The organism is Streptomyces sp. NPDC032822 (assembly GCF_055578825.1).
The window spans coordinates 121121-143918 of sequence record NZ_JBVIOL010000003.1 but is presented as its reverse complement, the minus strand read 5'-3'; the positions used below and the strand labels follow the sequence as shown (position 1 = coordinate 143918).

General features: G+C 71.8%; 20 protein-coding genes and 1 pseudogene. 12 read left to right on the top strand and 9 right to left on the bottom strand.

Annotated features, from left to right (window positions below; translation table 11 throughout):
• Window positions 1–106 precede the first annotated feature (106 nt).
• Both paaK and ACZ5VD_RS09800 read right to left on the bottom strand, forming a co-directional pair.
• Window positions 107–1417, bottom strand: a complete 1311-nt coding sequence (gene paaK, locus ACZ5VD_RS09805; protein ID WP_468681811.1) for a phenylacetate--CoA ligase PaaK — start codon at window positions 1415–1417, stop codon at window positions 107–109.
• Between the two features lie 179 nt (window positions 1418–1596).
• A complete protein-coding gene (locus tag ACZ5VD_RS09800; protein ID WP_468681809.1) occupies window positions 1597–3258 on the bottom strand; it encodes an acyl-CoA synthetase in 1662 nt (553 codons plus the stop codon).
• Window positions 3259–3461: 203 nt separating this feature from the next.
• Here ACZ5VD_RS09800 and ACZ5VD_RS09795 point away from each other — a divergent pair, with 203 nt between their 5' ends.
• From ACZ5VD_RS09795 to ACZ5VD_RS09765, 7 genes are all read left to right on the top strand, one after another.
• Window positions 3462–4262: a crotonase/enoyl-CoA hydratase family protein gene (locus ACZ5VD_RS09795; RefSeq protein WP_468551975.1), complete on the top strand. Its 801-nt coding sequence runs from the start codon at window positions 3462–3464 to the stop codon at window positions 4260–4262.
• A 70-nt stretch (window positions 4263–4332) separates the two neighbouring features.
• Window positions 4333–5280 (top strand): Zn-ribbon domain-containing OB-fold protein, encoded by a 948-nt coding sequence (locus tag ACZ5VD_RS09790; protein ID WP_468551976.1) that lies wholly within the window; start codon window positions 4333–4335, stop codon window positions 5278–5280.
• The gene (locus ACZ5VD_RS09785; RefSeq protein WP_468681806.1) at window positions 5281–6321 is read left to right on the top strand and encodes a thiolase domain-containing protein; all 1041 of its coding nucleotides are present in this window, start codon (window positions 5281–5283) and stop codon (window positions 6319–6321) included.
• Window positions 6318–7484 (top strand): thiolase domain-containing protein, encoded by a 1167-nt coding sequence (locus tag ACZ5VD_RS09780; protein ID WP_468551978.1) that lies wholly within the window; start codon window positions 6318–6320, stop codon window positions 7482–7484. The genes ACZ5VD_RS09785 and ACZ5VD_RS09780 overlap by 4 nt, the downstream gene beginning before the upstream one ends.
• 83 nt (window positions 7485–7567) lie before the next feature.
• A complete protein-coding gene (locus ACZ5VD_RS09775; RefSeq protein ID WP_468681804.1) occupies window positions 7568–7810 on the top strand; it encodes a DUF397 domain-containing protein in 243 nt (80 codons plus the stop codon).
• A gap of 278 nt (window positions 7811–8088) precedes the next feature.
• Window positions 8089–8553, top strand: coding sequence for a CGNR zinc finger domain-containing protein (locus tag ACZ5VD_RS09770; RefSeq protein WP_468681802.1), 465 nt, complete (start codon window positions 8089–8091; stop codon window positions 8551–8553).
• A complete protein-coding gene (locus tag ACZ5VD_RS09765; protein WP_468551981.1) occupies window positions 8531–9028 on the top strand; it encodes a hypothetical protein in 498 nt (165 codons plus the stop codon). Before ACZ5VD_RS09770 ends, ACZ5VD_RS09765 begins: the two co-directional genes overlap by 23 nt.
• Window positions 9029–9039: 11 nt before the next feature.
• Here the strand turns inward: ACZ5VD_RS09765 and ACZ5VD_RS09760 are convergent, their stop codons facing one another.
• Together ACZ5VD_RS09760 and ACZ5VD_RS09755 are read right to left on the bottom strand one after the other, a co-directional pair.
• A complete protein-coding gene (locus tag ACZ5VD_RS09760; RefSeq protein WP_468551982.1) occupies window positions 9040–11007 on the bottom strand; it encodes an N-acetylmuramoyl-L-alanine amidase in 1968 nt (655 codons plus the stop codon).
• 198 nt (window positions 11008–11205) lie between these two features.
• Complete coding sequence (locus ACZ5VD_RS09755) at window positions 11206–12345, bottom strand: aminoglycoside phosphotransferase family protein (protein WP_468551983.1); 1140 nt, start codon at window positions 12343–12345, stop codon at window positions 11206–11208.
• A 243-nt stretch (window positions 12346–12588) separates the two neighbouring features.
• On the opposite strand from ACZ5VD_RS09755, the gene ACZ5VD_RS09750 reads away from it, so the two are divergent.
• On the top strand, window positions 12589–14079 hold the full coding sequence (locus ACZ5VD_RS09750) for a DNA-binding protein NsdB (protein WP_468551984.1): 1491 nt from the start codon (window positions 12589–12591) through the stop codon (window positions 14077–14079).
• A gap of 51 nt (window positions 14080–14130) precedes the next feature.
• Here ACZ5VD_RS09750 and ACZ5VD_RS09745 read toward each other — a convergent pair whose 3' ends face one another.
• On the bottom strand, window positions 14131–15564 hold the full coding sequence (locus ACZ5VD_RS09745; protein ID WP_468551985.1) for a PP2C family protein-serine/threonine phosphatase: 1434 nt from the start codon (window positions 15562–15564) through the stop codon (window positions 14131–14133).
• Between the two features lie 382 nt (window positions 15565–15946).
• On the opposite strand from ACZ5VD_RS09745, the gene ACZ5VD_RS09740 reads away from it, so the two are divergent.
• On the top strand, window positions 15947–16360 hold the full coding sequence (locus ACZ5VD_RS09740) for an SsgA family sporulation/cell division regulator (RefSeq protein ID WP_468551986.1): 414 nt from the start codon (window positions 15947–15949) through the stop codon (window positions 16358–16360).
• A 29-nt stretch (window positions 16361–16389) separates the two neighbouring features.
• Here ACZ5VD_RS09740 and ACZ5VD_RS09735 read toward each other — a convergent pair whose 3' ends face one another.
• A complete protein-coding gene (locus ACZ5VD_RS09735) occupies window positions 16390–17487 on the bottom strand; it encodes a baeRF3 domain-containing protein (RefSeq protein ID WP_468551987.1) in 1098 nt (365 codons plus the stop codon).
• Window positions 17488–17565: 78 nt separating this feature from the next.
• Between ACZ5VD_RS09735 and ACZ5VD_RS09730 the strand changes: the two are divergent.
• A pseudogene (locus ACZ5VD_RS09730) lies at window positions 17566–17784 on the top strand (arginine deiminase family protein); the annotation flags it as partial.
• Between the two features lie 36 nt (window positions 17785–17820).
• Here the strand turns inward: ACZ5VD_RS09730 and ACZ5VD_RS09725 are convergent.
• Window positions 17821–19446 carry an alpha/beta hydrolase gene (locus tag ACZ5VD_RS09725; RefSeq protein ID WP_468681799.1) on the bottom strand — a complete coding sequence of 542 codons (1626 nt, stop codon included), beginning with the start codon at window positions 19444–19446 and terminating at the stop codon, window positions 17821–17823.
• Between the two features lie 346 nt (window positions 19447–19792).
• Here ACZ5VD_RS09725 and ACZ5VD_RS09720 point away from each other — a divergent pair, with 346 nt between their 5' ends.
• The gene (locus ACZ5VD_RS09720; RefSeq protein ID WP_468551989.1) at window positions 19793–20491 is read left to right on the top strand and encodes a chaplin; all 699 of its coding nucleotides are present in this window, start codon (window positions 19793–19795) and stop codon (window positions 20489–20491) included.
• Window positions 20492–20538: 47 nt separating this feature from the next.
• Here ACZ5VD_RS09720 and ACZ5VD_RS09715 read toward each other — a convergent pair whose 3' ends face one another.
• Both ACZ5VD_RS09715 and ACZ5VD_RS09710 read right to left on the bottom strand, forming a co-directional pair.
• On the bottom strand, window positions 20539–21024 hold the full coding sequence (locus tag ACZ5VD_RS09715) for a nucleoside deaminase (protein WP_468551990.1): 486 nt from the start codon (window positions 21022–21024) through the stop codon (window positions 20539–20541).
• A 42-nt stretch (window positions 21025–21066) separates the two neighbouring features.
• Window positions 21067–22266 (bottom strand): MFS transporter, encoded by a 1200-nt coding sequence (locus ACZ5VD_RS09710; RefSeq protein WP_468681797.1) that lies wholly within the window; start codon window positions 22264–22266, stop codon window positions 21067–21069.
• A gap of 98 nt (window positions 22267–22364) precedes the next feature.
• Here ACZ5VD_RS09710 and ACZ5VD_RS09705 point away from each other — a divergent pair, with 98 nt between their 5' ends.
• A complete protein-coding gene (locus tag ACZ5VD_RS09705; protein ID WP_468551992.1) occupies window positions 22365–22766 on the top strand; it encodes a MerR family transcriptional regulator in 402 nt (133 codons plus the stop codon).
• Window positions 22767–22798 lie beyond the last annotated feature (32 nt).

The following is a 22798-nucleotide window of genomic DNA, read 5'->3' as shown; positions in this document are numbered from 1 at the left end:
GGGAGAGCGCGCGCCGCTCCGTCTCTCCGTGAGGAGCCCGGCGGCGGACGCGATGTCGGCGTCAGGGCCGGGCCGGGGCTGAGGTCGTGGTCGAGGCGAGGGTGGGCTATCCCCGGCCCATGTCCTCACGCGTCCGCAGGTCCACGATCCGGCGGATCTTGCCCACGGACCGCTCCAGCGACTCCGGTTCGACGATCTCGACGGCGACCGACACCCCGATGCCGTCCTTCACGGCCGCCGTGATGGTCCGGGCGGCGGCGTCCCGGTCCTCGGGCGTGGCGCCGGGGCGGGCCTCCGCCCGTATGGTGAGGGCGTCGAGGCGGCCCTCGCGGGTGAGCCGGAGCTGGAAGTGGGGCGCGACAGCCGGGGTGCGCAGCACGATCTCCTCGATCTGGGTGGGGAAGAGGTTCACCCCGCGCAGGATCACCATGTCGTCGCTGCGGCCGGTGACCTTCTCCATCCGCCGGAAGACGCGGGCCGTGCCCGGCAGCAGCCGCGTCAGGTCCCGGGTCCGGTACCGGACGACCGGCATCGCCTCCTTGGTCAGCGAGGTGAAGACCAACTCGCCCCGCTCACCGTCCGGCAGCACCTCACCGGTGATCGGGTCGACGATCTCCGGCAGGAAATGGTCCTCCCACACATGCAGACCGTCCTTGGTCTCCACACACTCCTGCGCGACCCCCGGACCGATCACCTCCGACAGCCCGTATATGTCGACCGCGTCGATCGCGAACCGCTCCTCGATCTCCGTCCGCATCGCCTCGGTCCAGGGCTCCGCCCCGAACACGCCCACCCGCAGGGACGTGCCGCGCGGGTCGACGCCCTGGCGCTCGAACTCGTCGAGGAGCGTCAGCATGTACGACGGGGTCACCATGATGACCTCGGGCCCCAGGTCCTGGATCAGCCGGACCTGGCGGGCCGTCATCCCGCCGGACGCGGGAATGACCGTACAGCCAAGCCGTTCGGCCCCGTAGTGCGCGCCGAGCCCGCCGGTGAAGAGGCCATAGCCGTAGGCCACATGCACCTTGTCCCCGGCCCGCGCGCCGGCCGCGCGGAGGGAACGTGCCACCATGTCGGCCCACAGGGAGAGGTCGCCCTCGGTGTATCCGACGACGGTCGGCCGTCCGGTGGTGCCGCTCGACGCGTGGATGCGCCGGACGCGGTCCTGGGGGACGGCGAACATCCCGTACGGATAGTTCTCGCGCAGGTCCGCCTTGGTGGTGAAGGGGAAACGGGCCAGGTCGGCGAGGGAGCGGCAGTCCTCCGGACGCACGCCGGCCTTGTCGAAGGACTCCCGGTAGAACGGCACGTTGTCGTACGCGTGCCGCAGCGACTTTCTCAGCCGCTCGCACTGCAGCACCCGCAACGCCGCTTCGTCGAGCCGTTCCCCCGAGTCCAACAGGTCCGCACCGGCCACCCTCGGCACCTCGCCCTCACCCAGCACGACAATCCAGGCGACCGATCATTCGGTCGTGGTGTTCGGGATCAGTAATCCAGGCCGTCCCGGCACGGGCAAGAGGTGGGTCCTGACTTTCTCGCGTGTCGTCGTCGCGTTCCCGTGTGGTGGGACCACACATGGGGGGCGTCGGCGGCGGCTCACCGGTCCTCGGTCACCGCCACCTCCCGCGCCCACCGATAGTCCGCCTTGCCGCTGGGCGAGCGCCGCACGGCGTCCGCGAGGACCAGTTGGCGGGGGATCTTGTACCCGGCGAGGCGGGTGCGGCAGTGTCCCTGGATGTCCTCCAGAGAGGGGTGGGCCGCTCCGGCGCGCAGCTGCACCACGGCCGCGACATGGTGGCCCCACTTCGCGTCCGGCACCCCGGCGACCAGCGCGTCGTACACGTCGGGGTGGGACTTGAGTGCCTGCTCGACCTCCTCCGGGTACACCTTCTCGCCGCCCGTGTTGATGCACTGCGAGCCGCGGCCGAGGACGGTGACCACGCCCTCCTCGTCGACCGTGGCCATGTCGCCGAGCAGGACCCAGCGCCGGCCGTCCTTCTCGAAGAAGGTCTCGGCGGTCTTGCGGGGGTCGTTGTAGTAGCCGAGCGGGACATGGCCGCACTGGGCGACCCGGCCCACCTCGCCGACCGCCACCGGTTCGTGGGTGGCCGGATCGACCACCTGTGTACGGGAGTTGACCCGGACACGGAAGCCCCGCTCGGGGCCGGAGTCCTCCGTCGCCGTGCCGTTGAAGCCGGACTCGGAGGAGCCGAAGTTGTTGAGCAGCATCACGTTCGGCACGAGCGCCTGGAACTGCCTGCGCACGGTGTCCGACATGATCGCCCCGGACGAGGACACGCTGAACATCGACGACAGGTCGGCGCCCTTCAGCGGGCCTTCGAGCGCGTCGATCAACGGGCGCAGCATCGCGTCGCCCACCAGCGACATGCTGGTGACCTTCTCCTTCTCGATCGTCCGCAGGACTTCCTCGGGCACGAACTTGCGGTGCAGCACGACGCGTTGGCCGAAGTGGAACCCGATGAACGCCGTGAGCGTGGACGTGCCGTGCATGAGCGGGGGAGCCGGGAAGAAGGTGATCCCCGCGCCGCCGGCCGCCACCCGCTCGGCGAGCTCCTCCGGTTTGCCGACCGGCTCCCCGGTCGGCGCGCCACCGCCGAGCCCCGAGAAGAACAGGTCCTCCTGGCGCCACATCACACCCTTGGGCATCCCGGTGGTGCCGCCGGTGTAGATGATGAACTGGTCGTCGCCCGACCGGGGCGGGAACCCGCGCTCGGGCGATCCGGAGGCCTCGGCGTCCGCGAAGGCCACGACGGGCACCGCACCCGCACCCGGGGCCGAACCCTCGCGCGGGTCCGCGTCCGAGGCCGCCCGTCGTCCGGCATCCCCCACCCGCACCAGATGCCGCAACGCCTCCGCCTGCGGCAGCGCCGCCGTCACCCGGTCGGTGAACTCGGCCTCGAAGACCAGACCCACCAGGTCGGCGTCCCGGTAGAGGTAGACCAACTCATCTTCCACGTACCGGTAGTTGACGTTCACCGGGACGATCCGCGCCTTCAGGCAGCCGAGCACGGTCTGCAGGTACTCGATGCCGTTGTAGAGGTGGAGCCCGACATGCTCGCCGGGGCGCACCCCGCTGTCGAGGAGATGATGGCCGACGCGGTTGGCGGCGGCGTCCAGTTCGGCGTACGTCAGACGGCGTTCCGCACCCGTACCGGGATGGTCGATGTACACAAGCGCCTCGCGGTCCGGGACCACGTCGACGACCGACTCGAACAGGTCGGCAAGGTTGTACTCCACCGCTCCTCCTGACCTCGGACGGGCCCAGGGCCGTCCGGCGGAACATGCCCTGGCACTCCGACGGTTCGCCGGTCATCAGAGCAAAGGGCGCGGCAACTGTGAAGGGTCCGCGCCGAAGAAATCTGACTATGTGTCAGAAAACCCTTGAAGTGCCCGGTCGCCTCCTGCAACCTGTTCTCGTTCTTTGAGAGGGGAGATGGGCAATGGGTGGGACGGAACACCTCACCGTGCGGCGCCACGGCGCCACACTGGTGCTCACGCTCAACAGGCCCGACGCCAAAAACGCACTCTCGCTGTCCATGCTCGTCGGTCTGTACGACGGCTGGATCGAGGCGGACGAGGACGACGAGGTCCGCTCGGTCGTGCTGACCGGCGCGGGCGGCGCGTTCTGCGCCGGCATGGACCTCAAGGCCCTGGCGGGGAAGGGCATGGAAGGGGAGCGGCACCGGGACCGCCTCAAGGCGGATCCGGACCTCCACTGGAAGGCGATGCTGCGTCACCACCGCCCCCGCAAGCCGGTGATCGCCGCCGTCGAGGGGTACTGCGTCGCCGGCGGCACGGAGATCCTCCAGGGCACCGACATCCGGGTCGCGGGCGAGTCGGCGACCTTCGGGCTGTTCGAGGTCAAACGCGGGCTGTTCCCGATCGGCGGCTCCACCGTCCGGCTGCAACGGCAGATCCCCCGCACCCACGCCCTGGAGATGCTGCTCACCGGCCGCGCCTACACCGCCCGCGAGGCCGCCGGCATCGGTCTGGTCGGCCATGTCGTCCCCGACGGCACGGCACTCGACAAGGCCCTGGAGATCGCGGACCAGATCAACGCCTGCGGCCCGCTCGCCGTCGAGGCCGTCAAGGCGTCCGTCTACGAGACGGCCGAGATGACAGAGGCCGACGGGCTCGCCGCCGAACTCAAGCGCGGATGGCCGATCTTCGACACCGCCGACGCCAAGGAGGGCGCCCGCGCCTTCACGGAGAAACGACCGCCCGAGTACAAGCGCGCCTGACCACCCCCACCAGCGCGTCCGACCTCTCGTGCCCAGCGCGTCCGACCTCCCGCAGAAGGAGACACCCGGGATGCCCGAAGTCCTCACAGCGCCGCTCGTCGTCGAGTTCCCCTTCACCCGCTCCCTGGGCCCCGTCCAGAGCGCCTTCCTCACCGGCCTGCGCGAACGCGTCGTCCTCGGGGTGCGGACCGGGGGCGACCGTGGCCGCGTACTCGTCCCGCCCGTCGAGTACGACCCCGTCACCGCCGAGGAGATCCGCGACCTCGTCGAGGTCGCCCCCACCGGCACGGTCACCACCTGGGCCTGGAACCACGCCCCGCGCCGCGGCCAGCCCCTGTCCACCCCCTTCGCCTGGGTCCTGGTCCGCCTCGACGGCGCCGACACCGCCCTCCTGCACGCCCTCGACGCCCCCGGCCCGGACGCCGTGCACACCGGCATGCGCGTCCGCATCCGCTGGGCCGGCGAACGCACGGGCGCCATCACGGACATCGCCTGCTTCGAGCCGTACGACGGAGCCCCCGCCCAACCGACCGGCCACACCGGCGAGTTCGACAACCCGGTCACCGGCATCGTCGCCCCCGCCCGCCTCGACTACACCTACTCACCCGGCCGGGCCCAGTCCGCCTACCTCCACGCCCTCGTCGACCGGCGCCTCGTCGGCGAACGCTGCCCGTCCTGCCGCAAGGTGTACGTACCGCCGAGGGGTGCGTGCCCCACATGTGGGGTGGCCACATCGGAACAGGTGGAAGTGGGTCCCCGCGGCACGGTCACCACCTTCTGCATCGTCAACATCAAGGCGAAGAACCTCGACATCGAAGTGCCGTACGTCTACGCGCACATCGCCCTCGACGGCGCCGACCTCGCCCTGCACGGCCGCATCGGAGGCATCCCCTACGACCAGGTCCGCATGGGCCTGCGCGTCGAACCCGTGTGGACGGACGGGGCCCGCCACCCCGACCACTACCGGCCGACCGGCGAGCCCGACGCGGACTACGAGACGTACAAGGAGTTGTTGTAGATGCCACCGCTCAGGGATGTCGCCGTCGTCGCCTTCGCGCACACCGACCACCGGCGGATCGCCGACGAGCTCTCCGAGGTGGAGATGCTCATGCCCGTCCTGCACGAGGTGCTCGACCAGACCGGCCTGAAGACCGCGGACATCGACTTCACCTGCTCCGGATCCTGCGACTACCTCGCCGGCCGAGCCTTCTCCTTCACCCTCGCCCTCGACGGCGTCGGCGCCTGGCCGCCGATCTCCGAGTCCCATGTGGAGATGGACGGCGCGTGGGCGCTGTACGAGGCGTGGACCAAGCTGCTGACCGGCGACGCCGACACCGCACTCGTGTACTCCTACGGCAAGTCGACCCCCGGCTCCGTCCGTGACGTCCTCACCCGCCAGCTCGATCCGTACTACGTGGCCCCCCTGTGGCCCGACTCGGTCGCCCTCGCCGCCCTCCAGGCCCAGGCGCTGATCGACGCGGGCGAGACGGACGAACCCGCGCTCGCCGCGGTGGCGGCGCGCAGCCGCGACGCCGGGGCCGATGCGACGTCCCGTCGGATCCAGGGGGAGTACGTCGTACGCCCCCTGCGCACCGGCGACTGTCCGCCCGTCGGCGACGGCGCCGCCGCCGTGGTCCTCGCGGCGGGGGACCGGGCCCGGGAACTGTGCGAGCGGCCCGCCTGGATCCGTGGCATCGACCACCGCATCGAGGCCCACGGCCTGGGTGTCCGTGACCTCACCGACTCACCCTCCACCCGCCTGGCCGCCGAGCGGGCGGGCGCCTTCGAACGGCCCGTCGACACCGCGGAACTGCACGCGCCCTTCAGCTCGCAGGAGGTCGTGCTGCGCAAGGCCCTCGCACTCGGCGACGACGTGCGGGTCAACCCCTCCGGCGGCGCCCTCGCCGCCAACCCGGTCATGGCCGCCGGACTCCTCCGCATCGGCGAGGCCGCGGCCCGCATCCACCGGGGCGAGTCCGACCGGGCCCTCGCCCACGCCACGTCCGGCCCCTGTCTCCAGCAGAACCTGGTCGCCGTACTCGAAGGGGATCCGCGATGAGCAAGGAGCCCGTGGCCGTCGTAGGCATCGGCCAGACCAAGCACGTGGCGGCACGCCGGGACGTGTCCATCGCCGGACTCGTGCGCGAGGCCGCGCGCAGGGCGCTGGACGACGCCGAACTGGACTGGGCGGACATCGACGCCGTCGTCATCGGCAAGGCGCCCGACTTCTTCGAGGGCGTCATGATGCCCGAGCTCTACCTCGCCGACGCGCTGGGCGCCGTCGGCAAGCCCATGCTGCGGGTACACACGGCCGGCTCGGTCGGCGGGTCGACGGCACTGGTCGCCGCGGGCCTGGTAGCCGCCCGTGTCCACGGCACGGTGCTCACCCTCGCCTTCGAAAAGCAGTCCGAGTCCAACGCCATGTGGGGGCTCTCCCTGCCCATCCCCTTCCAGCAGCCGCTGCTGGCCGGGGCCGGCGGATTCTTCGCCCCGCACGTGCGCGCGTACATGCGGCGCACCGGAGCGCCCGACACCGTCGGCTCCCTGGTCGCCTACAAGGACCGGCGCAACGCGCTGAAGAACCCCTACGCCCACCTCCACGAGCACGACATCACCCTGGAGAAGGTCCAGGCCTCGCCCATGCTCTGGGACCCGATCCGCTACTCGGAGACCTGCCCCTCCTCCGACGGCGCCTGCGCGATGGTCCTCAGCGACCGCGCCGGAGCCGCCCGCTCGCCCCGGCCGCCCGCCTGGCTGCACGGCGGCGCGATGCGCAGCGAACCCACCCTCTTCGCCGGCAAGGACGCCGTGTCGCCGCAGGCCGGCAAGGACTGCGCGGCCGACGTGTACCGACAGGCCGGCATCGCCGACCCGCGCCGGGACATCGACGCCGTCGAGATGTACGTGCCGTTCTCCTGGTACGAGCCCATGTGGCTGGAAAACCTCGGCTTCGCCGCCGAGGGCGAGGGCTGGAAGCTCACCGAGGCCGGGGTCACCGAGCTCGACGGGGACCTGCCCGTCAACATGTCGGGTGGCGTCCTGTCGACCAATCCCATCGGCGCCTCCGGCATGATCCGCTTCGCGGAGGCGGCCCTCCAGGTGCGCGGACTGGCCGGAGAACACCAGGTGGAGGGGGCTCGACGGGTGCTCGGGCACGCTTACGGAGGCGGATCGCAGTTCTTCTCGATGTGGCTCGTGGGGGCCGAGCCCCCCGCCTCCTGAAAGGTCCCCCTCACGTGGCCTGTTGAGGTCAGGGGCCGATCGCTAGGCTGGCCGCGGACGACGCAATCGGGAGGAGCACGGACGTGGCCGAGACCACCATCCAGCAGCAGTCGCTCATGGGCTGGGAGAAGCCCGAGCTGGACCTCAGCACCGCCGACTGGCACTCCAGCAGCCGTGGCCTGGGAGATGTCCAGATCGCCTTTGTCGAGGGATTCATCGCGATGCGCAACAGCGGCCGGCCCGAGAGCCCTTCCCTGATCTTCACACCCGCGGAGTGGGGCGCGTTCGTGTCGGGCGCGAGGGAAGGGGAGTTCGACCTGACCTGAGCCGTGGGCCCGCGGCCGGCATCCGGGCCGACGGGCCGACGGGCCGATCCGGCGGTGTTCCGACCGTTTTCCGGACACGCGACCTTGAGCGCTCTCCTGGGACCGACGCCTGAACAAGGCTGACCCCCCAGGAAGCGGAAGGACGTACTCCGGAGACGAGGAGTGCATGAGCACACTGCCGGCGGTCGTGGCGGTCGACGGTTCGGACGACAGTCTGCGCGCCCTGACCGGGCCCTCGACGCCGCCCGCCGGCGCGAGGCCCGCTGCGGGTGGCCCATGTGCGGCAGTACGCCGCCTGGACCCAGCCCGAAGTCCTGGCCGCCGGGCCGCCCGATCCGGACGTCGACCCGGCACGCGGCCGTCTGGAGCGTCGGGAGGTGGCCGCCCGCACGCCCACCGTCCCCCTGCCGCACGGGGCGCAGGACGCCGAACCCGTCGTACGGCACGAGCCCGCGGACGGCGGGGGCGCACTCGTCGCGACGCTCGCGCGGGACGTGATCGGCTTTCCCGCCGACTCCGGACGACAGCGGCTGCGGGCCTGCCACGCGCCGCGCCGCGTGCGGTACTTCCTCAGGGAGCACCCGCGTCAGGAGTGGTGCGAGCCGTCCTGCGGCCACCGCGCCCGCGTCACCCGCCACCCCGCACGGCACCGCGCGGGCGGACAGGGGAGAAGAGCCGCCCGCAGGTCATGCAGCGGGCTCGGGCACGTACCATTGCGTCATGTCGTTCCTCCGCCGCCGTAGCGCCACGCCCGCCGGGCCCGACTTCGACGTACTGGCCATGGACCCGGGCGACTGGCCCGGCAATCTGGGTGCCGGCCTGCTGCCCGCCCCGGACGGCAGCTGCCAGGGTGTCTACCTGCGGTACGACCTCTTCGGCGGTCGCGGCCCGGCGATGATCATCGGCAATCTGCCGGAGGGCTCCCCGGCCCGCGAGGTCACCGAGGGCGAGATCCCCTTCGAGGTCGGACAGCTGCTGCTGGCGCTGGAGAACGACGAGGAGGTCACCGTCGTCGGCGCCGAGGACGTACCGGTGATGCAGGGCGACAACCTTCTGATCGTGCGTCGCCTCAAGCTGTCGGAGAGCCGGATCTCCTGCGTGCAGTTCGACCGCAGCGACAACGTCCTGGTGACCATCGCCGCCTGGGACCGCCCCATCACCGACGACCTGTACACCCTGCTGAAACCACTCCCCGCGGAGCTGTTCCAGCAGGGCTGAGAGAGCCGGTCCTACCCGGCCGACCGCTCCACACGCACGTCCGCGGCCCGCACGAACGCGACCCGGTGGCCGAACTGGATCTCGTAGTACAGATCCTTGCCGACGACGACCCGGTGCGAGGCCTCGTCGAAGGTCACCGCGTAGTAGTACTCACCGGGCACCTTGTCGCCGACCACGTACTTCTGTCCCGCGGACAGGAGATACGGCAGCGGCGACACCGCCTGCGCGGGCACTCCCGCCGGATACGCGGACGCCTCCGGATAGGCGCGCCCGTAGACCGGCACACTCTCCAGACCGCGCTTCGGCGTCACCACCTTCCCGGTGGCGTTCACCGCCGTCGGATCCTTCGCCGGATTCCTGAACCAGGCCTTCTGGCCCAGGTACCAGATCGCCGTCCAGTCGCCGTCGCGGCCCGCGACCGCGTACTGCTGGCCCGTGGAGACCCGTGACGACAGGTCGTTCACCCCGGTCGTCGGGGTGGTGCCCAGACCGACGTCCTTGATCAGCGGGTAGGTCTCACCGGGTCCCGAGTAGAGCCGGACGGCGCTCGAACCGTGCGACGCGCACACCTCGCCCTGCTTCACACAGCCCGTGTACTGCGGCCGGTTCGCGGTGTAGTCGGGGCGGACGGTCACCAGACCGCCGTGCTTGCCGGCCGTGGGTTCGAAGGGCCGGCCCAGCAGGGCGAAGTAGTGACGCCAGTCCCAGTACGGGCCCGGGTCGGTGTGCATGCCGCCGATGGTCGACGTGGTCGGACCGGGCACGTTGTCGTGGCCGAGGATGTGCTGCCGGTCCAGCGGGATGTCGTACTTCTTGGACAGGTACTTCACCAGCCGCGCCGAGGAGCGGTACATCGCCTCCGTGTACCAGGCGTCCGGGTTCGCCAGGAAGCCCTCGTGCTCCAGGCCGATCGACTTCGCGTTGACGTACCAGTTGCCCGCGTGCCAGGCCACGTCCTTCGCCTTCACATGCTGGGCGATATGGCCGTCCGTGGAGCGCAGCGAGTAGTTCCACGACACATAGATCGGGTCCTGCACCAGGTCGAGGACCCCCTCCCAGGCGCCCTCCGTGTCATGGATGACGATGTAGTCGATGCTCTGCGACGCCGGACGGTCCCCCAGGTCGTGGTTGCCGTAGTCGCCCTCGCCGAACTCCTCGTAGGGAGCCGGGATCCACTCGCAGGACACCGTCCTCGGACACTGGGTGCCGGCCGCGTCGAGCGTGCGCAGACCCGTCCGCGCGAGCTGCGCGGTGTCGGGGACGAGGCCCGGCTGCGCGGCCAGCGCGATCTGCTGGCCGGCGTCGGTGCCGCGCTCCTCGCCGGTGCGCAGCACGTCGTACACGTCGTTCGCGTACGCCGCCCCGGTCGCGCTGTCGTCCGCGCCGGAGAAGCGGGCCACCGCCCCGTACCAGTCGGCGGGGTCCTTGCTGAGCGGCTCGCCCAGGTCCTGCTGGGCGGCGGCCAGGAGCGCGGCGCCCCCGGCCACGTTCGCGGCGGCGTCGGTCCGGAGCCGCTCGGCGGTGAGACCGGTCAGCTCGGCCGCCTTCGGCAGGGTCCGCAGCCGGGCCGGCAGCTCGGAGCTCCGCGGCACTTTCGCCTCGGGGAGCAGCGGGGTGCGGGCGCTGTCGCCGCGCGCGTCCTCCGTGCCCTCGCTGTGGTGCGGCGGTGCCTCGGCGAGTGCGGTGCGGGCGTCGGTGAGGTGCATCGGGCCGTACCCGCCGCTCACGCTGGGCGCACCGGCATGCGCGTCCCAGCGGGACTGCAGGTAGGAGACGCCGAGGAGCACGCTCTGCGGTACGTGGTATTCGGCGGCGGCGGAGGCGAACGCCTGTTGCAGCTCGGCCGCCGAGACATGGGTGTCGGGCGGCGCCGCACCGAGCAACGGCAGCAGCAGGGCGGCGGAGCCCATGGCGCCCGCGGTCCTTCGGACGTGTCTGTGTCCGGCGGCTCGGTCGGTGGCGGTGGCGGATTTTCGCAAGGCAGCCTCCTGGGACGGTCGGACGAGATGCGCCGTGCGGGGCCGGGCGTGCGTCTGTGGTACCGGCTTGCCGACGATCCGTCAATCATGCCCAGGAGCAGGTCGTTTCCCCTGTCAGCCGAGGTGGGCGGGGAGTTTCGTGGGATACGACGGTCCGCGGTGCGCCTGCGAAGGGCGCACCGCGGACCGTCGTCCCCGTCAGCGAGTGCCGACCGCCGCGCGCACGGCCCGGCGGGCCATCTGGCAGTCGTCGTGCAGCCGCCTGAGCAGCAGCCGTTGTTCCTCGCCGGACGGCGCAGCACCCGGGTGGGCCGTACCCGGTGCCGCCGGGGTCGTGTCGTGCATCGAGCGCTGCACGGCCGTTTCGTAGGTGCGGATCTCCCGGGTCAGGACGAGCATCAGGTTCACCAGGAAGGCGTCCCGCGAGGCGGGGCCCGCCGTCTGGGCGATCTGGCTGATCTGCCGCCGGGCCACCGGCGCGTCGCCGAGGATCGACCACAGCGTCGCCAGGTCGTAGCCCGGCAGGTACCAGCCCGCGTGTTCCCAGTCCACCAGCACTGGACCGGCCGGTGACAGGAGGATGTTCGACAGCAGGGCGTCGCCGTGGCAGAACTGGCCCATGCCGTGCCGGCCCGTGCTCGCCGCGATGCCGTGCAGCAGTTTCTGCAGGTCGCCCAGGTCCCGGTCGGTGAGCAGGCCCAGTTCGTGGTAGCGGTTGATGCGGGTCGCGTAGTCCAGCGGGGCGTCGAAGGTGCCCACCGGTGGCCGCCAGGCGTTGAGCCGGCAGATCGCGCCGAGTGCGGCCCTGATGTCCGCGCGGGGCGGGGCCTCCGCCGGGTGCCGTTGCAGTGCCGCCACCCGGCCCGGCATCCGCTCGATCACCAGGGTGCAGTTGTCCGGGTCCGCCGCGATCAGTCGTGGTACCCGCACCGGAGGGCGGTGCCGGACGAACGAGCGGTATGCGGCTATCTCGTGGCGGATCCTCTCGGCCCACACAGGGGAGTGGTCCAGTAAGCACTTGGCGACGGCGGTGCTGCGTCCTGTGGTGCCGACCAGGAGCACGGACCGTCCGCTGCGGCGCAGTACCTGCACCGGGGCGAACTCCGGGCAGATCCGGTGCACCGACGCGATCGCCGTGCGCAGTTGGGCGCCCTGAGGGCCGGACAAGTCGAGTCTCCCGCTGAGCGGTTGGGTGCCGAGCCCCGGCACCCGCCGCGTCCTGCCCGTGCCGAGCACGGGGCCCGCCGGACGCGCGGGGTCGAGGTAGGGGCCGCCACCCGCCGGACGGGGGTGAAGCGACCGGGGCGGGGCGGACACGGAGGACGACGCTGCGTACATGGGGGAAACAGATCCCTTCGTGTGCCTGCGACGAGTGCGCTGCCCGGCCCGGTCACCCGGGTGCACCCTGGGGAGTGCACCCGCCGTTTCAGGATGGTGACCGGGTCGGGGTGGCGCGTTCCTACCTGACACCAGATGCGCAGTGGCACACCATCTGGCGTGCCCTGGCGAACCCTGGCGAATAGTCGCCCGGCAACTCTCCCGGGTCTACTGTCAACTCAGCCGAGAACCTGGGGGCTTGACGTGAGCGGACAACCCAACACCCGTCTGTCGGACCTGTTCGGCCTCGCCGGCTGGTCCAAGGGCGAACTCGCGAGGCTGGTCAACCGGCAGGCGGCGGCCATGGGCCACCCCCAGCTCTCGACCGACACCTCCCGGGTGCGGCGTTGGATCGACACGGGAGAGATCCCGCGCGATCCGGTACCGCGGGTGCTGGCGGTCCTGTTCACCGAGCGTCTCGGCCGTGTCGTGACCATAGAGGACCTCGGTCTGGTCCGGCACGGGCGTGCGGGGAAACGGCAGGGCGCCGGGAGTGCGGAACATCCCGACGGAATGCCGTGGGCGCCCGACCGGACTGCTGCGGTCCTCACCGAATTCACGGGAATGGACCTCATGCTCAACCGACGCGGCTTGGTGGGCGCGGGTGCCGCGCTCACCGCGGGATCAGCACTCAGCAGCGCCATGTACGACTGGCTGCACACCGATCCGTCCCTGACCGCCGATGCTCCCCGGTTCGACGATCCCCTGCACGCCGACCCCGCCGGGTTCGACCGCTACGAGGCCGCCCCCATCGGGTCGCAGGAGATCGAGGAACTGGAGCGCTCCGTCGAGGTGTTCCGGGCCTGGGACGCGGCCCGCGGCGGCGGACTGCAACGCAAGGCGGTCGTGGGACAACTCAACGAAGTGGGCGGCATGCTCGCCTACCGACACCCCGAGCATCTCCAGCGGCGCCTGTGGGGCGTCGCCGCCAACCTCGCCGTCCTCGCGGGCTGGATGTCGCACGACGTCGGTCTGGAGCCCACGGCCCAGAAGTACTTCGTCATCGCCGCCCACGCGGCCCGGGAGGGCGGCGACCGGCCGCGCGCCGGGGAGGCGCTCTCCCGAGCGGCTCGCCAGATGGTGCACCTGGGCCGGCCCGACGACGCACTCGACCTGATGAAGCTCGCCCGGTCCGGTTCGGGTGAGGAGGTGCTGCCCCGCACCAGGGCGATGCTCTACACCATCGAGGCCTGGGCGCAGGCGTCCATGGGCAAGGGTCAGGCCATGCGCCGGACCCTGGGCCAGGCGGAGGACCTCTTCGTCTCCGACCGGGGCGACGTGCCGCCACCGAGCTGGATGCAGACCTTCAAGGAGGAGGACCTGTACGGCATGCAGGCCCTGGCCTACCGCACCCTGGCCGAGCACGAGCCGGGCGCGGCCGTGCACGCCCAGCACTACGCGGAGAAGGCCCTGGCGCTGCGCAACGACGGACGGGAGCGGTCGAAGATCTTCGACCATCTGTCCATGGCCTCCGCCTGCTTCATCGCGGACGATCCCGAACAGGCGGACCGGTACGCACGCCTGGCCCTGATGGCGATGGGTTCGAACTCCTCGCGCCGCACCTGGGACCGGCTGGGCCAGATGTACCGGCTCACCGCGCAGTTCTCGAACTACCCGAAGATCCACGAGCTGCGGGAGGAGATCAGGCTGGCCCTGCCGAAGATGAGGAGGGGCGGCACCAGCACCCAGGCGTGAACCCGGACCGCGCGCTGTCCCCGGCCGTCTCTCACGACGTCGCTTCGACGACTATGACGTCACTCTGGCGACGAGCACGCAGGCGTCGTCCGCCCGCTCGGCCTCGCCGAACTCCTCCACGACCACCCGTACACAGTCCTGGGCGGTCCGTGCCTCGCCGAACCGCGGGGCGAGGTCGAGGAGACGGTTCACGGCCGCCGTACCTCCCGCCGCCGCGGGCACCAGTCCGTCGGTGTGGAGGAAGAGCAGATCACCCGGTCGGAGGGTCTCTTCGGCCTGCTCGTACACGGCTCCCGAGGTCGCGCCGAGGAGGACGCCGGCCGGTGCGTGCAGTCGGCGCCCCGTCCCGTCGCGGAAGAGCAGCGGGGCAGGGTGTCCGGCCTGCGCCCACACCAGGGTGCGGGTCTTCGGGCGGTAACGGCAGCAGACCGCCCCGCCGAGGGCCGGCTGCACGGTGGCGTCGAGCAACTGGTTGAGCCAGCCCATGAGTTGGCCCGGCTGGGTGCCGGCCATCGCCATCCCGCGGACGGCACCCAGCAGGGTCGCCATGCCGGAGGTCACGGCGGCTCCGTGGCCGGTGAGGTCGCCGACGCTGAGCAGGGTCTCGCCGTCGGCGAGTTCCAGCGCGTCGTACCAGTCGCCGCCGATCAGCGCGCTCGTGGCCGAGGGAAGGTAGTGGGCCGCGAGGTCGAGGGTCTCGGGTCCCTGGTGCGGGAGCCGCAGGGAGCCGCGCCACGGCGGCAGCACCGCCTCCTGCAGCTCGACCGCGAGCCGGTGCTCCGTCTGCGCACGGTGCCGGTGACGCTGTAACGAGTCACGGGTCTCGCTCACCGCCCGCTGGCTGCGCCGCAGTTCACTGACGTCCCGCAGCACCGCCCACATGGACGCGGTGCTGCCGTCGGTGTGGAGTACGGGCTCGCCCATCATGTGCACGGTGCGGACGTCGCCCTGAGCGCGCACCACGCGGAACTCGCCGTCGATGGGTTTGGCGTCGACGAGACAGTCGGTGACCATCGCCGTCAGTCTCCGCCGGTCCTCGTCGAACACCACCGAGGGCAGCTCGTCGAGGGTGAGCGGGGGAGCGGCGGGGTCGCGGCCCAGGATCTGGTACAGCTCTCCGGACCAACTGGCCTCGTCCGTCAGCAGGTTCCACTCCGCGCTGCCGACCCGACTGAGCAGCGAGCCGCGCCGGGGAGCGGGCGGTACGGCTCGGACGGCGGGTGCCGCCTCGGCGGACGCGGGCACGGGCGGTGGACCGTCCCGCAGCTGCGCCAAGTGCTCGTCCAGGTCGTCCAGTTGGTGCAGTGCGAGGTCGCACAGCGCCCGCTGCCACCGGTCCTGCGGGTCCGTTCCGTCGCTGTGCGTGTCCCGGCGTACGGCGTCCACGTCACCCTTGAGTCGTCGCGCCTGCGAGATGAGTGCGTCGACCGAGCCGCGTCCTGGCGGCTGGGCGGCCGGGCGGTCCGCAGAGAGATGGGACGACATGACGCACTCCGATGCGGGATGGTACGACCAAGGCGGAGGGAAGGACCGTTACGACTGTGGCACAGCCCGCGACGCCCTGTAAGGGATTCGGCAACACCCGGTTCGGGGGTGCCTCTGGCATATGCCACAGTCTTCACGGGGTGAGGTCGGTGTACGTCCGACGCGGCTGGCCGGGTGGGTCAAGTCGTAGGTGAGGTACGCGACTTGGGGGTCCGGCGGGGTGGCCGACGCCATGTTCGGCAACGTGTTCGGCGACAGTGTGTTCTAGGGAGTGTGGCATATGGGGATCGAACCGGACCGTTCCGTGCACGTGTGACGCAGGTCACAACAATTCACCAGGGGTCCGGCGTAATGCGAACGGCACTTGCGGGCTCGTATAGACATGGACATCACGATCGAGCAGCCCGCCCGCGCCCGCCTGATCACCGCGGAGGACCAGGAACTGCCCGTACCCGCCACGCTCCGCTACGCCGCCGCGGATCCGCTGGCGGTGCACCTCGACTTCCCGCCCGAAGTCGCCCTGGACGGCGAAAGGGTCACCTGGATCTTCGCCCGCGCCCTCCTGGAGGAGGGCCTGGCAGGTCCGGCGGGGAGCGGCGACGTGCACCTCTGGCCGTGCGGCAACGACCGTACGGTCGTGGAACTCCACTCGCCCTACGGCATGGCCCTGCTCCAGTTCGACACCCCTGCGCTGCGCCGCTTCCTGCTGCGGACGTACGCCGTGGTGGGCGTCGGCCGGGAGGACCTCGGCGCCGCCGTAGAGGAGGGCCTGGCCTCGCTCTTCGGCGGCGTGTGAGACCCCCGCGCGGTACGGCGCGACGGACCTCAGTACCGCAGGACCCCGGCGATCCCGTCCACGTCGCCCAGCGTGCCGTCGGGCACGAAGCGCACGTCGGCGCCCGTCTCCAGGCACTGTTCGACGATCTCGTCCACGATGTCCTCGCGGGCGTCGAAGTCCCCGGTGACGGCCGGGACCAGGTGGTCGCCGCCGTCGTCGCGGACCGTCACCCGGTAGTTCTCCTCGACGGCCAGCAGGCGTACCCGCCCGTCGCGGGCGCTCTGCCACAGCTCGTCGACCCCGGCCGCGAACGCCCGGTGGCCGCGGGCCGATGCGAGCTCCCGGGTCACGGAGTCGGTGCTTCTGCGCGCCTCGGCGGCGACCAGCGGCCGGACCGCCTGCCACACCGCGTCGGGCGTGCCGTGCGCCAGTCCGCCGTGCGGCACGTGGACGGCGTGCCTGGTGACGTTGCCGACGTCGTCCAGCAGCGCGAGCGCGGCCGTGTCGCCGGTGACGTACAACGGCCGCTCCGCCTCACGCAGGACCGCGCCCACCACGGTGTCCGCCTCGCGCAGGAACTGACGGGTGCCCTCGTCCCGGAAGGTGCTCGGCAGGTCCCCGATCCGCTCCTGGCGTTCGGCGTCGAAGTTCTCGCGGCTCCTGGTCAGCGGAAAGCCGCCGGTGTGGTCCTCGGTGACACGGTCCGCGCCGCCGCTCCACAGCGTGGCACGGTCGGCGGAGACCGACAGCACCCAGAACGGCCGCTCGGCGGCCCGCGCGGAGACCAGGTTGCGGGTGAGGAAGGTGTCCGAGAGCACCACACGTTCGGGCACCGGGCGGGCCACCGACCACACCTGGTGCTCGCCCGGAGCGGCGAAGATCACCAGGCCGTCCTCGGCGTGCGTCAGATCCACCTCGGCGAGGGCCTGGTCGAGCTGCCGGGCGACGTCCAGACGGCGGTCGCGGGGGACCGCGGGGTCGGCCTCCAGCCGCTTCTTCGCCTCGGCCACCACATTGCGCAGCCGGACCGGATCCTGGGCCTTCTCGGGCTCCCGACGATGGGTCGGCGTCAGCACGGACACCGCCGGATAGGGGCGCGGGCGCCGCAGCTCGGTGAGGGTCGTGGGACTGAGTGCGTGCTCCATAAGAGCACGATAGGGCGGAATCACCGATCGGGCACCAGGGCCGACCAAGCCGGTCAATCCGGGCAACTCGCTGCTGGTGTCGCATGGGTCGCCAAGGCGCTCTTCGACAACGGAGCCGCCGAGCACGTGATCGTCGCCGGCCTGCCCGGGCTGCGCTCCGCGATGCACCTCGACACCGCCTTCACCTTCGCCGACCGCGACCTGGTCACCCTCTGTCCGGCGATCATGGACACCGTGCACACCTTCTCCCCGCGGCCCGCCGACAGGTCGCCCGGCAACCCGGTAGCCGGGTTCGGGGAGGCGCGCCGGGAGGCGTCGGCCCGGGGGTGTACCTCAGTGGCCGTCGTCCTCCGGGCCGCACGAGCTGCCGTCGGGCGGCAGGGAGCCGTACAGCAGGAACGTGTCGACCTTGCGGTGCACGCACTTGGAGGACGCGTACCCCGTGTGTCCCTCGCCCCTGTTGTCGAGCACCACCGCCGAGTCGCCCAGACGTTCGGCCGTCTCCACGGTCCAGCGGTACGGTGTCGCCGGGTCGCCCCGGGTGCCCACCAGGAGCATCTTCGGCGCGCGGACGTCACGGACGTCGTCGCGGATGAAGTCGGTACCCCTGGGTCGGCCGTAGCACATCAGGACCTCGGTGAGCCGGTAGCGGCCGAACACCGGGGAGGCCCGCTCGTACTCGGCACGCAGCCTGCCGAGTTCCCTGGTGATCCGGCGGGCGTCCGGACGGTCGGGATCGTCGGCGCAGTTGATCGCCATCAGCGCGGCCGGAAGATTGTCGAGGGGAACGTCGTCCTGGTCGACCAGGCCGCCGTCCGACCCGCCGTCGGCGCGGCGGTCCGCCCCGCGCTCGGCGCGGTGGGCGACACCGGCACCGGCCTTCGGTCCCGAGCCGCCGCCGGAGAACCAGAGGAGCGGCCGGGTGTCGCCGTCCTCGACCAGCGAGGCGACCGCCCGCTCCAGGGAGGGCCACAACTCCTTGCTGTAGAGGGCCTGGCCTATCGCGGCCACCAGATCCTGCCCGGTGAAGTCCTCGCCGAAGTCGGTCGGCACCGGGTCCTGGTCGAGCGAGGCGACGAGGCGTACTACCTCCTCGCGGGCCGTGCGCGCGTCCGTGCCGAACGGGCAGGCGATGTCCTTCACGCACCAGTCGACGAAGTCCTCCAGCGCGGTCTGCTGACCCGCGGCACCCGCCACGCCCTGCTCGGTCAGCGGCTCGGTGAGGGTGTCCACGCCGTCGAGCACCATCCGGCCCACCTTCTTCGGGAACCGGGCCGCGTACACCGCGCCGAGCCGGGTCCCGTAGGAGAAACCGAGGTAGTTGAGCTTCTTGTCGCCGACCGCCTGGCGCATCACATCGAGGTCGCGCGCGGCGTTCACCGTGCCGATGTGGGGCAGGACGGCGCCGGAGTGCTCGGCGCACGCGGCGGCGGCCTTCCTCAACTGCCGCAGGACGGCCCGCGGATCGTCGTCGAGGTCGGCGGCCTCGTCCGTCACTGTGGCCTCGTCGGAGCCGTCGCCGCACGTGATGGGGGAGGACCGGCCCACCCCGCGGGGGTCGAAGGACACCACGTCGTAGCCGTTCGTCAGGCTCATGAACTCCTTGCCTCCGGCGGCGAGTTCACTGACGCCCGCGCCACCTGGGCCACCGAAGTTCAGCAGCACCGAGCCGCGTGTCCTGCCCGTCGCGCGGTAGCGGGCGAGGGCCAGGTCGAGGGTGCCGGCCCGCGGTCGGGCGTAGTCGAGGGGCACGGTGACCTTCCCGCACTGGAGGTCCTCGGGCATCTCCACGCCGTCGCACTTCGCCCACGCGACCTTCTGGCGGTAGAAGCGGGACAGGTCGGGCTCCGAGCCGTCCGCGGCCGTCGCGGGCAGACCCGCCCCGAGCAGGGCCAGCCCGACCCCTCCGGCGACCGCACAGCGCCGGAGCGTGGGCAGGGTCGTCAGCTTGGCCGGCATGGATGCCTCCAGGGACGCCTGTCGCGGACCGGGACCGGCGCTCGGTCCGAGCGCCCTCGCCGATCATGATAGGCGCACCTCGAAGGGCACGCCTCCGGACGAGCGGGCTCGCTACGGGTGCCTTATTCTCCGCATTCTCCGCACCCGCGATACCCGCGATAGGCATACGAGGTATGAGATGCCTATTCACCGCTTATTCGACGTCCCTGGGCCGGTTTTGCCGCCAGTTCGACCATCCTAACGCTCGATGGAGTGAAAGGCCGATAAGCCATAACTCGGATGGTTCGCCCGCGTTCTCTCCGGTGTGGGCGAGTGCCCGCGACCATGTCTGGAAGGCAGGGAACCTATGAGAAGGGTTACCCGAAACGGTGTGATCGCCGTCGCCGCCGCGTCCGGCGCGATGGCCGTGACGATGCCGGCGTACGCCTCGTCCGGTGCGGACGGCGCCGCCGTGGGCTCGCCCGGAGTGATCTCCGGCAACACCGTCCAGCTTCCCGTGCACGTCCCGGTGAACGTGTGCGGGAACACCGTGAACGTGGTGGGGCTGCTCAACCCGGCGGCGGGCAACAGCTGCGCCGACGAGGGCGACGGCGGTGGCACGGCCGGGACCCCCCGGACGCCTGGCGCGCCAGGAGGGCCCGCTGCGGCCGGGGCGCCCGGCGGGGCCGCCGCCGACGGAGGAGGAGAGGATGCACCGGGCGTGCTCTCCGGCAATGGTGTGCGGCTGCCGGTGCATGTTCCGCTCAACATCAGCGGAAACAGCGTGAGCGTGGTCGGTGTCGGCAACGCGGCCGTCGGCAACGAGTCCGTGAACACCTCGGGCGGCCGTCCGCAGCGACCCGAGGAGCCGGCACCGGAGCCGACTCCGCCGCCGAAGGCGAACCCGGGTCCCGAGGCGGCCCCGCCCGCCCCGCGCCCGCACTTCACCGCCGAGCTCGCCCACACGGGAGCGGACCAGACCCTGCCCGCCGTTCTGGGCAGCGCGGCGCTGGTCCTCGGCGGGGCGGCCGTCCACCGGCGCTTCCGCCCCCGCGCGACGCGCTGACCGCGGACGGAGGGCCCCGCCGGGCACGACCGGTGGGGTCCGGGCCGTCAGCGCTCGCCGTGCTGGAAGCGGCGGTGCAACGCGTGTACGGCTTCGGTCAGTTCGGGCACCGGACCCTCCACCGTCACACCGGGCGCGACCTCGTTGACGGACAGGGGCCGCACGGGTGCCGCGGGCACGCCCCACTCGCCGAGCCAGCGGGTCAGTTGCTCCGACGAGGCGACGTACACGATCCGCCCGAGGCCCACCCAGGCATGCGCGGCCGCACACATCGGGCAGTGTTCCCCGGACGTGTACACGGTCGCCGCCGCCCGCTCCGGCGGTGTCAGACGGGCCGCCGCCCAGCGCGCCAGCTCGAACTCGGGGTGGCGGGTGCGGTCGCCGGAGGCCACCCGGTTGTGGTCCTCGGCGAGCACCGTGCCGTCCGCGCCCACCAGGACCGAGCCGAACGGCTCGTCCCCCACTTCCAGAGCCCGGGCCGCCAGCTCCACACAGCGACGCAGGTACGGCAGCTCCGTGTCCTTCACGACCATGGGCGAGCAGTCCTTCTCGTGAGGTGATCTCTCCGGTGCAGCCTAGGCTCGGCGGCGCGCGGCCGGAAAGGCGTGCCGGCGGCCGAGCGCCACGGTCACCAGGGCCACGACGACCAACGGGAGCGCGGTCCAGGGCAGCGCCCCGGCACCCAGGTTCTCCAGGACGACACCGCCGGTGAGCGAACCCGCCGCGATGCCCGCGTTGTACACGGTGGTCTGGAGCGCCGTGGCCACGTCCCCGTGTGCCGGCCCCGAGGAGTCGACCAGTGCCGTCTGGATCAGGGTCGGCGCGCCGCCGAAGGCCATGCCCCACAGGGCCACCGAGACCAGCAGCACGGCGGGCACGTCGGCCGACAGGCCGAGCGCGAGCATGACCGCGGCGCACAGCGCGAGCGCGGCGAGCAGGGACGGCCGCAGCCGCCGGTCGACCAGCACCCCGGCGATGCCGACCCCGGCCACCGTGGCCGCCCCGAACACCAGCAGTACCAGGCCCGTACGGCCGAAGCCGGCCCGCGCCGCGAACGGGGCGACGTACGTGTACATCACCTGATGCCCGAGCAGCAGGAACAGCGTGACAGTGAGGACGGCCGGGATCCCCGGCAGCACCGCCACCCGGGCCAGGGGCAGGCGGGCGCCCGCCGCCTCACCGGGAAGACCGGGCACCGAACGCCGGATCCACACCACCAGCAGCACGGCGGTCACGGACAGTGCGCCGAAGGCCGTCCGCCAGCCGAACGCCTCGGCCAGCGCGGTTCCGGCGGGTACGCCCAGGGACAGGGCGAGGGTGATCCCGGCGAGTACGACCGCTATCGCCCGGCCGCGCCGCTCGGCCGGCACCATCCGGGCCGCGTAGCCGACGAGCATCGCCCACAGTGTGCCGCCCATCCCGCCGGCGACGAGCCGGGCCGCGAAGGTGAGCCCGTACGACGACGACAGCGCGACCACCGCGTTGGCGACCGCGAAGCCCAGCAGCGTGCCCACCAGGACCGGCCGCCGCGGCAGCCCGCGCAGCAGCGCGGTGAGCGGGATCGCGGCCACGAAGGAGGCGAGGGCGTACCCGGTGACCAGGAACCCGACGCGGGCCTCGGAGACCTCCAGTCCGGTCGCCATGCGGGGGAGCAGTCCCGCCGGCAGCAGTTCGGTCACGACGGCGGTGAAGGCGGCGGCGGACAGGGCCAGCAGGCCCGGCCACGGCAGCGCGGTGGGCAGGACGGCGCCCTTGGCCATGGATGCGGTGGACATGGGACCATGCTGAAACCCTCACATCAGTGTGAAGGCAAGGCCCACTTCCCGGAGGCGGCCATGGCGATCGTAGACCCCCATGAGGATCGGCGGCGTTCGTGAGGATCGGTGAACTGTCCCGTCGCACCGGCGTGCCCACCCGGCTGCTGCGCTACTACGAGGAGCAGGCCCTGCTCCGTCCCGACCGGGCCGACAACGGCTATCGGGCCTACGGGGAGACGGCCGTCCGGGACGTCCAACAGATCCGCGGGCTGCTCGACTCCGGGCTGACCACGGAGATGATCCGGGCGATCCTGCCGTATCTGTCCGGCCCCGACGAGATCCACCTGCCTCCGCAGTGCCTGACCCCGGAGACCGCCGCCCTGCTGCGGGGCGAGATCGAACGCATCCAGGCACGCATCGACTGCCTGGCCCGCAACCGCGACCGGCTCAGCGCCTATCTCTCCGTGGTCCAGCCGAACGGGGAGGATCTCGTCCGGCCGAACGGAGAGGACCGGTAAAGCTGTTGCCCTGGCGGGATCCGGGTGCTGGA

Bases quoted from the DNA above. Each gene is read 5' to 3' on its own strand.
- ACZ5VD_RS09780 (WP_468551978.1), top strand. From the start codon at position 6,318: ATGAGCAAGGAGCCCGTGGCCGTCGTAGGCATCGGCCAGACCAAGCAC.
- ACZ5VD_RS09745 (WP_468551985.1), bottom strand. From the start codon at position 15,564: ATGTCGTCCCATCTCTCTGCGGACCGCCCGGCCGCCCAGCCGCCAGGA.
- ACZ5VD_RS09710 (WP_468681797.1), bottom strand. From the start codon at position 22,266: ATGTCCACCGCATCCATGGCCAAGGGCGCCGTCCTGCCCACCGCGCTG.
- ACZ5VD_RS09725 (WP_468681799.1), bottom strand. From the start codon at position 19,446: ATGCCGGCCAAGCTGACGACCCTGCCCACGCTCCGGCGCTGTGCGGTC.
- ACZ5VD_RS09795 (WP_468551975.1), top strand. From the start codon at position 3,462: ATGGGTGGGACGGAACACCTCACCGTGCGGCGCCACGGCGCCACACTG.
- ACZ5VD_RS09740 (WP_468551986.1), top strand. From the start codon at position 15,947: ATGGACATCACGATCGAGCAGCCCGCCCGCGCCCGCCTGATCACCGCG.
- ACZ5VD_RS09790 (WP_468551976.1), top strand. From the start codon at position 4,333: ATGCCCGAAGTCCTCACAGCGCCGCTCGTCGTCGAGTTCCCCTTCACC.
- ACZ5VD_RS09720 (WP_468551989.1), top strand. From the start codon at position 19,793: ATGAGAAGGGTTACCCGAAACGGTGTGATCGCCGTCGCCGCCGCGTCC.
- ACZ5VD_RS09755 (WP_468551983.1), bottom strand. From the start codon at position 12,345: ATGTACGCAGCGTCGTCCTCCGTGTCCGCCCCGCCCCGGTCGCTTCAC.
- ACZ5VD_RS09735 (WP_468551987.1), bottom strand. From the start codon at position 17,487: ATGGAGCACGCACTCAGTCCCACGACCCTCACCGAGCTGCGGCGCCCG.
- ACZ5VD_RS09765 (WP_468551981.1), top strand. From the start codon at position 8,531: ATGTCGTTCCTCCGCCGCCGTAGCGCCACGCCCGCCGGGCCCGACTTC.
- ACZ5VD_RS09715 (WP_468551990.1), bottom strand. From the start codon at position 21,024: ATGGTCGTGAAGGACACGGAGCTGCCGTACCTGCGTCGCTGTGTGGAG.
- ACZ5VD_RS09785 (WP_468681806.1), top strand. From the start codon at position 5,281: ATGCCACCGCTCAGGGATGTCGCCGTCGTCGCCTTCGCGCACACCGAC.